This is a genomic window from Amnimonas aquatica (assembly GCF_002943415.1).
In the GTDB taxonomy this organism is placed as follows: Bacteria; Pseudomonadota; Gammaproteobacteria; order Pseudomonadales; family Moraxellaceae; genus Perlucidibaca; species Perlucidibaca aquatica_A.
Genome location: NZ_PTQZ01000052.1, coordinates 1 through 9,055 on the forward strand (window position 1 = coordinate 1; position 9,055 = coordinate 9,055).

The following is a 9,055-nucleotide window of genomic DNA, read 5'->3' on the forward strand; positions in this document are numbered from 1 at the left end:
GAAACCGCCGGCGGTGTAGTGCTGTTCCAGCACGCAGACGCGCTTGCCCAGCTTCGCCATCAGCGCCGCCACGGTGAGGCCGCCGATGCCGGAGCCGATCACGATCAGGTCGTACGGGCCGCTGGCGCGCCCGCTGCGGTAGCGGCGTCCGATCCGGTGCATGGGCATCTCCGCGGAACATGAGGATGCGGTCACGCTATGCGCAAGGTCCGCGCCGGGCAAGCGCGCGCCGACGAACGCCGCCGGCAGCCCACGAAAAAGCCCCGGGCCCTTCCTCCCCCCGAAAACTGTAGCGTCGGCGTGTTTTCGGGGGGGAGGAAGGGCCCGGGGCTTTCTTCTGTGACTTACAGTCCGGCGGCGTCGCGCAGCGCCTCGGCGCGGTCCGTGCGCTCCCAGGTGAACGTGGTGAAGGTGTCGTCACCCACCGTGACCTGCTCCGGCGTGCGGCCGAAGTGGCCGTAGGCGGCGGTGCGGCGGTACATCGGGTGCAGCAGGTCGAGCATGCGGGTGATGGCGTACGGGCGCAGGTCGAAGTGCTCGCGCACGAGCTGGATGATGCGCTCGTCGCTGACCTTGCCGGTGCCGAAGGTGTTGATCGAGATCGAGGTCGGCAGCGCCACGCCGATGGCGTAGGAGACCTGGATCTCGCAGCGGTCGGCGAGGCCGGCGGCGACGATGTTCTTGGCCACGTAGCGACCGGCGTAGGCGGCCGAGCGGTCGACCTTGGACGGGTCCTTGCCGGAGAAGGCGCCGCCGCCGTGGCGGGCCATGCCGCCGTAGCTGTCGACGATGATCTTGCGGCCGGTCAGGCCGCAGTCGCCCACCGGCCCGCCGATGACGAAGTTGCCGGTCGGGTTGATGTGGAACTGCGTGCCCTTGTGCAGCAGCTCGGCCGGCAGGGCCTGCTTGATGATCAGCTCCATGGCGGCTTCGCGCAGGTCGCGCAGCGAAATCTCCGGGTTGTGCTGGGTCGACAGCACCACGGCGTCGATGCCGACCACCTTGCCGTCTTCGTAGCGGCAGGTGACCTGGCTCTTGGCGTCCGGGCGCAGCCACGGCAGCAGGCCGGACTTGCGCGCCTCGGCCTGGCGCTCGACCAGCGCGTGCGAGAAGCGGATCGGCGCCGGCATGAGCACGTCGGTCTCGTTGCTGGCGTAGCCGAACATCAGGCCCTGGTCGCCGGCGCCCTGGTCCTCCGGCTTGCTGCGGTCGACGCCCTGGGCGATGTCCGGCGACTGCTTGCCGATGATGTTGATGATGCCGCAGGTGGCGCCGTCGAAGCCCACGTCCGAGCTGGTGTAGCCGATGTCGGTGATGACATCGCGCACCAGCTGCTCCAGGTCGACCCAGGCCGAGGTGGTGACTTCGCCGGCGACGATGGCGACGCCGGTCTTCACCAGCGTTTCGCAGGCCACGCGGGCCTGCTTGTCCTCGCTGATGATGGCGTCGAGCACGGCATCGGAGATCTGGTCGGCGATCTTGTCCGGGTGGCCTTCGGAAACGGACTCGGAGGTGAAGACGCTGTATTCGCTCATGGGCTGGGTCCTGGGTATGTCCTGGTTGCGGGGGTCAGGGCCGGGCGTCGCCGGCCGGCTTGGTGAATTCTCGGATCTGGATGCGGAAGCCGTTGCGCTGCGCCAGGTATTCCTCGCGCGCGGTCTGCAGGCCGGCGGCCTCGGCCCAGCGGCTCAGGGTCTCGGGCGCGAAGCCGGGCCAGACGTCGCCGCAGACCTCGCGCGCCTTCTCGCCCTGGCCGTGCTCGCAGAGCTCGGTGAGCAGGAAGCTGCCGCCGGGCGCGAGCAGGGCGGCGACATCGGCCACCACGTCGGCGGGGCGTGCGGTGTGGTGCAGCACCATGTTCATGACCACGGCATCGGCTGGCGGCAGGTCCAGCGTGCGCGCGGCGGCGGTGTCGCCGGCGACGAAGCGCAGCTGGCCGGCGCGGTTGCCGGGGCTGGCGGCGCGCGCGTGCTGCTCGGCGCGGGCGAGCATTTCCCGGCTGACATCGAGCGCGATCACTTCGCGGGCGGCGCGCGCCAGCTCGGGCAGCAGCTCGCCGCCGCCGGGGCCGATCTCCAGCACCACGCCCCGGCGCGCCAGCTGCGACACGCGCTCGACCACGCGCGGGCCGTAGTCGCCGAGACGCGCGATCAGGTCCTGGTGCTCGCGGTAGTCGCTGCCGTGCTCGGCGAAGAAGCGCCGGCTGGCTTCGGCGCGGGCAGCCTGCACGGCCTCCAGGCGCTGCAGGATGCCGGCATCCGGCGCAGTGGCGTCGAGCGCGTGGAAGAGTTCGGCGATCAGCGCCGATTCGGCCGGCGCGCGCCGGTAATAGAGGTTGGTGCCTTCGCGGCGGTGCGCCACCAGCCCGGCCTCGGACAGGATCTTGAGGTGGTGGCTCATGGACGGCTGCTTGATGTCGAACAGCTGGCACAGTTCGAGCACGCCGAAGGAGTCGCGCGCCAGTACGCGCAGCACGCCCAGGCGCAGGCGGTCGCCGGCGGCCCAGGCCAGGCCTGCCAGGTGGTCTATCGTCTGCGTGTCGGAAGCGGCATCGGTCATGGCTGGCAGTGTAGCGGCTCGTCATGAAATATCAAAATATCCGAATATAGATAACTATCGATGGATTCCCGGGCATGAATTGCCGTCAATGCGACTTGCTGCCGGAAGTCCACAGGCGCGGAGAGACTAATGTCGTTGCCCGCGACCCCGTGAATCGGTGAAAATTGCGCCTTTCCGAATTGCGTCCCTCCCTGGCGCCATCTGTCGCGGTGCCGGGGCGGTCTGTTTTACGTGGCTTCACCCCGAACGGAGTTTCCGCATGCCCGCCCAGCCCCTGAACCAACGCCACCTGGCCAATGCCATCCGCGCCCTCGCCATGGACGCCGTGCAGAAAGCCAACTCCGGCCATCCGGGCGCTCCGATGGGCATGGCGGACATTGCCGAGGTGCTGTGGCGCCAGTTCCTGCGCTTCAACCCGCAGAACCCGGCCTGGGCCAACCGCGACCGCTTCGTGCTCTCCAACGGCCACGGCTCCATGCTGCAGTACGCGCTGCTGCACCTGACCGGCTACGACCTTTCCATCGACGACCTCAAGCAGTTCCGCCAGCTGCACAGCAAGACTCCGGGCCACCCGGAGTACGGCTACGCGCCGGGCGTCGAGACCACCACCGGTCCGCTCGGCCAGGGCATCGCCAACGCTGTCGGCATGGCGCTGGCGGAAAAGACCCTGGCGGCACAGTTCAACCGCGACGGTTTCCCGGTGGTCGACCACTTCACCTACTGCTTCCTCGGCGACGGCTGCCTGATGGAAGGCATTTCGCATGAAGTCGCCTCGCTGGCCGGCACGCTCGGCCTGGGCAAGCTGATCGCCTACTACGACGACAACGGCATCTCCATCGACGGCGAGGTCGAGGGCTGGTTCACCGACGACACCGTGCAGCGCTTCCAGTCCTACGGCTGGCAGGTCATCGGTCCCATCGACGGCCACGACAGCGATGCCATCCGCGCCGCCACGCTGGAAGCGCAGGCCGATGGCGCACGCCCGACGCTGGTCATCTGCAAGACCGTGATCGGCGCCGGCTCGCCCAACAAGCAGGGCAAGGAAGACTGCCACGGTGCGCCGCTGGGCGACGCCGAGATCGCGCTCACCCGCGAGGCGCTGGGCTGGCCGCACGCGCCGTTCGAGATTCCGCAGGACATCTACGAAGCCTGGGACGGCCGCGCCAAGGGCGAGGCGCTGGAGCTGAACTGGAACGGCCTGTGGTCGTCCTATGCCAAGGCGCACCCGGAGCTGGCCGCCGAGCTGCAGCGCCGCCTCGCCGGCGAGCTGCCGGCCGATTTCGCGGCACAGGCCGATGCCTGGATCGCCGCCTGCGACGCCAAGGCCGAGACCATCGCCTCGCGCAAGGCCTCGCAGAACACGCTCAACGCCTTCGGTCCGCTGCTGCCCGAACTGCTCGGCGGCTCCGCCGACCTCGCCGGTTCCAACCTGACCCTGTGGAAGGGTTGCCACGGCGTGCAGGAGCATGCCGACGGCAACTACGTGTTCTACGGCGTGCGCGAGTTCGGCATGAGCGCCATCATGAACGGCGTCGCCCTGCACGGCGGCTTCGTGCCCTACGGCGCCACCTTCCTGATGTTCATGGAATACGCCCGCAACGCCGTGCGCATGGCGGCGCTGATGAAGCAGCGCGTCATCCACGTCTACACCCACGACTCCATCGGCCTCGGCGAAGACGGCCCGACCCACCAGCCGGTCGAGCAGCTCGCCAGCCTGCGCCAGACGCCCAACCTGGCATCCTGGCGTCCGGCCGACACGGTCGAGTCCGCTGTCGCCTGGCGCGAAGCCCTGCTGCGTGGCGATGGCCCGACCGCGCTGGTGTTCTCGCGCCAGAACCTGCCGCACCAGACCCGCACGGCGCAGCAGATCGCCGACATCGCGCGTGGCGGCTACGTGCTGCGCGACGCGGAAAAGGTCGACGTGATCCTCATCAGCGCCGGCTCCGAGGTCAGCGTCGCCCAGGCTGCCGCCGACCAGCTCGCCGCCCAGGGCCTGGGCGTGCGCGTGGTGTCCATGCCGTCGCCGGATACTTTCCTGCGCCAGGACGCTGCGTACCGCGAGCAGGTGCTGCCGTCGGCCGTGCGCAAGCGCGTCGCGGTCGAGGCCTCGATCGCCGATTACTGGCACCGCTTCACCGGCCTCGATGGCGCCGTGGTCGGCATGACCACTTATGGCGAATCGGCGCCGGCCGGTGCGCTCTACAAGCACTTCGGCATCACCGCCGAGGCGGTGGTGGCTGCGGTCCAGGACCTGGCGTGATCACCATGCGACCGATGCGGGAGCGCCAGGCATGACCCTGCGCATCGCCATCAACGGCTTCGGCCGCATCGGTCGCCATGTGCTGCGCGCGCTGGTCGAAGCCGGCGATCGCCATGCGCTGCAGATTGTCGCCATCAATGACCTCGGCGAGCCCGAGGCGCTGCTGCACCTGCTGCGCTACGACACCACGCACGGGCGTTTCCCGGGCGAGGTGACGCTGGAAGGCGGTGCCGACGGCCACGTGCTGCGTGTCGGCGGCCAGCGCATCACGCTGTTGTCGGAGCCGCATCCGGAGAAGCTGCCGTGGCGCCACCTGGCGGTGGACGTGGTGCTGGAGTGCACCGGCCAGTTCCGCGCCCGCGCCCAGGCCGCCCGCCATCTCGATGCCGGCGCCGGTCGCGTGGTCATCGGCGCGGCCCCGTTCGACACCGCCGATGCCATCATCGTGCATGGCGTCAACGATGCCGAGCTGAGCCCGGCGCACCGCGTCATTTCGGCGGCGAGCTGCACCTCGCACGCGCTCTGCCCGCTGCTGCAGGCCTTCGACGGATTGACCGGCATTGCCTCCGCGCTGATGACCGAGATCCACGCCTACACCTCGGACCAGGTGCTGCTCGACCACGTGCACCGCGACCCGCGCCGTGGCCGCGCCGGCGCGCAAAACATGATTCCGACCACGTCCAGCGCGCTGGGCGTGGCACGCAAGATCTTCCCGCACCTGGCCGAGCGCCTGGGCGGCTACTCGCTGCGGGTGCCGACGCTGAACGTGGCGGCCATCGACCTCAGCGTGCAGATGCTGCGTCCGCTGTCCGTCGATGCGCTGCACGACGGCCTGCGCGTCTATGCCGCCACGGCCGGCCGCGGCTGGATGGCGGTCAACGACGAGCCGCTGGTGTCGTCGGACTTCAACCACCGCAGCGAGTCGCTGATCCTTGATCTGACGCAGACCGAGGTGGTGGGCGATCAGGTGAAGGTGTTCGCCTGGTACGACAACGAATGGGGATACGCCAACCGGCTGCTGGACTTGTGCGGGCGCTTGGCGGCGTTGGGTTGAGCGTGCTTTTGGTACGTGGTGATGGGAGAGGGGCCTGGCGGTAAAACACGCCGTGAACCCCTCCCTGGGGGCTCGCAAACGCCATCCATGGCGTTTGACGGCTTTACCGCCAGGCCCCTCTCCCATCACCACTCGGACAACGCGGTGCTCAGGGCCGTGATGCCCGGGCGGAAGGAAAGATTGGCCGGTGGTGCATGTTTGCACGGCCGGTGAAAAGGAAACTGATGCTGTCTTCGCGGCGTGTGGGCGGCGTGCAGGCTTGTGGAAAACCGTCAAACGCCATGGATGGCGTTTGCGAGCCCCCAGGGAGGGGTTCACGGCGCGTTTTCCACAAGCCTGCACGCCGCCCGCACACCACGGAGGCCGCGCAAGCAACATTGCACCTACGGAGACCAACATGACCGTCCTCAAGATGACCGACCTTGATCTGCGCGCCAAGCGCGTGCTGATCCGCGAAGACCTCAACGTGCCGGTGAAGAACGGCGTGATCCGTTCCGATGCCCGCCTCGTGGCCTCGCTGCCGACCATCCGGCTGGCGCTGGAGAAGGGCGCTGCCGTGCTGGTGTGCTCGCACCTGGGCCGCCCGGTCGAGGGCGAGTTCAGCGAAGAGAACTCGCTGAAGCCGGTCGCCGAGTGGCTGTCCGCCAAGCTGGGCCAGGCCGTGCCGCTGGTCGCCGACTACCTCGATGGCGTCGCCGTCGAGCCGGGCCAGGTCGTGCTGCTGGAAAACGTGCGCTTCAACAAGGGCGAGAAGAAGAACCTCGACGAGCTGACGCAGAAGTACGCGGCGCTCTGCGACGTGTTCGTGATGGATGCCTTCGGCACCGCCCACCGCGCCGAGGGCTCGACCCACGGCGTCGCCAGCTTCGCCAAGGTCGCCGCCGCCGGTCCGCTGCTGGCCGCCGAGCTGGAAGCGCTGGGCAAGGCGCTGGACAAGCCGGCGCGCCCGATGGCCGCCATCGTCGCCGGCTCCAAGGTGTCGACCAAGCTCGACGTGCTGACCTCGCTGTCGTCGCTCTGCGACCAGCTCATCGTCGGTGGCGGCATCGCCAACACCTTCCTCGCCGCCGCCGGCTACCCGGTGGGCAAGTCGCTGTGCGAGCACGACCTCATCGACACCGCCAAGGCCATCGCCGCCAAGGTCGACGTGCCGCTGCCGACCGATGTCGTGGTCGCCGAGGTCACCGGTCCGATCGAGGACTTCCTGGCCTTCGTGCAGGCCGCCACGCCGGTGGTCAAGGCCGTCGCCGATGTCGGCCCCAACGACATGATCCTCGACGTCGGTCCGCAGACCGCGGCGCGCTTCGCCGAGCTGCTCAAGGCCGCCAAGACCATCCTCTGGAACGGCCCGGTCGGCGTCTTCGAGGTCGATGCCTTCGGCGCCGGCACCGAGGCGCTGAGCAAGGCCATCGCCGAGTCGGACGCCTTCTCGATCGCCGGTGGTGGTGATACCTTGGCGGCCATCGACAAGTACGGCGTGGCGGACCAGGTGTCCTACATTTCCACCGGTGGCGGCGCCTTCCTCGAGTTTGTCGAGGGCAAGGTGCTGCCGGCCGTGGCCGCGCTGGAAGCGGCGGCCGCCAAGTAAGCTGCGCGGCGGCCGGGTGCCGCCGGGAAACGAATATCACGGAACAAGCGGGCCGCCCGGCGGCCCTCAGGAGAAAACCCCATGGCTCTCATCAGCCTGCGTCAGCTGCTGGACCACGCCGCCGAGAACGGCTACGGCGTGCCGGCCTTCAACGTCAACAACCTCGAGCAGATGCGCGCCATCATGGAAGCGGCCGACAAGACCGATTCCCCGGTGATCGTGCAGGCCTCGGCCGGCGCCCGCAAATATGCCGGCGCGCCGTTCCTGCGCCACCTCATCCTGGCCGCCATCGAGGAGTTTCCGCATATCCCGGTGGTCATGCACCAGGACCACGGCACTTCGCCGGCGATCTGCCAGCGCTCGATCCAGCTCGGCTTCAGCTCGGTCATGATGGACGGCTCGCTGGGTGAAGACGGCAAGACCCCGACCAGCTACGAGTACAACGTCGGCGTCACCCGCCGCGTGGTCGAGATCGCGCACGCCTGCGGCGTGTCGGTGGAAGGCGAGATCGGCTGCCTGGGTTCGCTGGAAACCGGCATGGCCGGTGAAGAAGATGGCGTCGGCGCCGAAGGCGTGCTCGACCATTCGCAGCTGCTGACCGATCCGGAAGAGGCCGCGCGCTTCGTGCAGGACACCGGTGTCGATGCCCTGGCGATCGCCATCGGCACTTCGCACGGCGCCTACAAGTTCACGCGTCCGCCCACCGGCGACATCCTGGCGATCGACCGCATCAAGGAAATCCACGCGCGCATTCCGAACACGCACCTGGTCATGCACGGTTCGTCGAGCGTGCCGCAGGACTGGCTGGCGATCATCAACCAGTACGGTGGCGACATCAAGGAAACCTACGGCGTGCCGGTCGAGCAGATCGTGGAAGCGATCAAGCACGGCGTGCGCAAGGTCAACATCGACACCGACCTGCGCCTGGCGTCCACCGGCGCGATCCGCCGCCACATGGCGAAGAACCCGGCCGAATTCGACCCGCGCAAGTTCTTCAAGGACACCATCGTCGCCATGCGCGATGTCTGCGTCGACCGCTACGAAGCCTTCGGCACCGCCGGCCAGGCCGGCAGGATCCGCGCCCTGTCGCTGGATGCCATGACCGAGCGCTACAGCAAGGGCGAGCTGCGCCAGCAGGTGCAGTGAGGCGCGGCTGACCTTCCGTCAAAGCGGAGGCCCGCCCTCCTGCCCACCGAAAACACGCTGACAAAGCGCTACAGTTTTCGGTGGGCAGGAGGGCGGGCCTCCTTCATTTCGCGGGCATGTCAGCCGGGCCGGACGGGTCAGCCGCCGAAGAGGGCGCGCTTGCGGGTCTTGCGGATTTCCTTTTCGTCCTGGAACTCGATCAGGCCGGTCTTGAGGTCGAGCAGCTTGAGCGTGAACTTGTAGTACTGGTCGCGGGTCGAGCCGTCGGCCTTGGTGATGCCGGCGAGGTTGCCGTAGAGCATGTACTGCGCACCGACGTGCTTGCCGACCTGCACGGCGGTCTTCTCGTCGACGAAGCCGCTCTTGCGCTGGTAGTTGAACTGGCGCTCGATCTCGGCGACCACGCTCATGTCGACGAAGCGGAAGCGGCCCGACTTGATCAGCTGGG

General features: G+C 68.5%; 8 protein-coding genes. 4 read left to right on the forward strand and 4 right to left on the reverse strand.

The window, feature by feature from the left end; all coding sequences use genetic code 11:
* The 3 genes from C5O18_RS11115 to C5O18_RS03590 form a co-directional block, all read right to left on the reverse strand.
* On the reverse strand, window positions 1-168 hold a 168-nt coding region (locus tag C5O18_RS11115; protein WP_146089190.1), incomplete at its 3' end, for an NAD(P)-binding protein.
* Window positions 169-344: 176 nt separating this feature from the next.
* On the reverse strand, window positions 345-1,535 hold the full coding sequence (gene metK, locus C5O18_RS03585; protein ID WP_105191531.1) for a methionine adenosyltransferase: 1,191 nt from the start codon (window positions 1,533-1,535) through the stop codon (window positions 345-347).
* 34 nt (window positions 1,536-1,569) lie between these two features.
* Entirely contained in the window at window positions 1,570-2,559 is a 990-nt protein-coding gene (locus C5O18_RS03590; protein ID WP_105191533.1) for an ArsR/SmtB family transcription factor, read from the reverse strand.
* Window positions 2,560-2,818: 259 nt separating this feature from the next.
* Between C5O18_RS03590 and tkt the strand changes: the two genes are divergently transcribed.
* The 4 genes from tkt (at window position 2,819) to fba (ending at window position 8,607) form a co-directional block, all read left to right on the forward strand.
* Complete coding sequence (gene tkt, locus C5O18_RS03595; RefSeq protein WP_105191535.1) at window positions 2,819-4,819, forward strand: transketolase; 2,001 nt, start codon at window positions 2,819-2,821, stop codon at window positions 4,817-4,819.
* 31 nt (window positions 4,820-4,850) lie between these two features.
* Window positions 4,851-5,873 (forward strand): type I glyceraldehyde-3-phosphate dehydrogenase, encoded by a 1,023-nt coding sequence (locus tag C5O18_RS03600; protein WP_105191537.1) that lies wholly within the window; start codon window positions 4,851-4,853, stop codon window positions 5,871-5,873.
* A 397-nt stretch (window positions 5,874-6,270) separates the two neighbouring features.
* Complete coding sequence (locus C5O18_RS03605; RefSeq protein WP_105191539.1) at window positions 6,271-7,461, forward strand: phosphoglycerate kinase; 1,191 nt, start codon at window positions 6,271-6,273, stop codon at window positions 7,459-7,461.
* Window positions 7,462-7,542: 81 nt separating this feature from the next.
* Window positions 7,543-8,607, forward strand: a complete 1,065-nt coding sequence (fba, locus tag C5O18_RS03610) for a class II fructose-bisphosphate aldolase (RefSeq protein ID WP_105191541.1) — start codon at window positions 7,543-7,545, stop codon at window positions 8,605-8,607.
* Between the two features lie 137 nt (window positions 8,608-8,744).
* Here the strand turns inward: fba and C5O18_RS03615 are convergent.
* Window positions 8,745-9,055 (reverse strand): penicillin-binding protein activator LpoB (locus C5O18_RS03615; RefSeq protein WP_420884467.1); only part of this gene is annotated, 311 nt, incomplete at its 5' end.

Coding starts and splice junctions, on each gene's coding strand:
- metK (WP_105191531.1), bottom strand. CDS start 1,535: ATGAGCGAATACAGCGTCTTCACCTCCGAGTCCGTTTCCGAAGGCCAC.
- C5O18_RS03590 (WP_105191533.1), bottom strand. CDS start 2,559: ATGACCGATGCCGCTTCCGACACGCAGACGATAGACCACCTGGCAGGC.
- tkt (WP_105191535.1), top strand. CDS start 2,819: ATGCCCGCCCAGCCCCTGAACCAACGCCACCTGGCCAATGCCATCCGC.
- C5O18_RS03600 (WP_105191537.1), top strand. CDS start 4,851: ATGACCCTGCGCATCGCCATCAACGGCTTCGGCCGCATCGGTCGCCAT.
- C5O18_RS03605 (WP_105191539.1), top strand. CDS start 6,271: ATGACCGTCCTCAAGATGACCGACCTTGATCTGCGCGCCAAGCGCGTG.
- fba (WP_105191541.1), top strand. CDS start 7,543: ATGGCTCTCATCAGCCTGCGTCAGCTGCTGGACCACGCCGCCGAGAAC.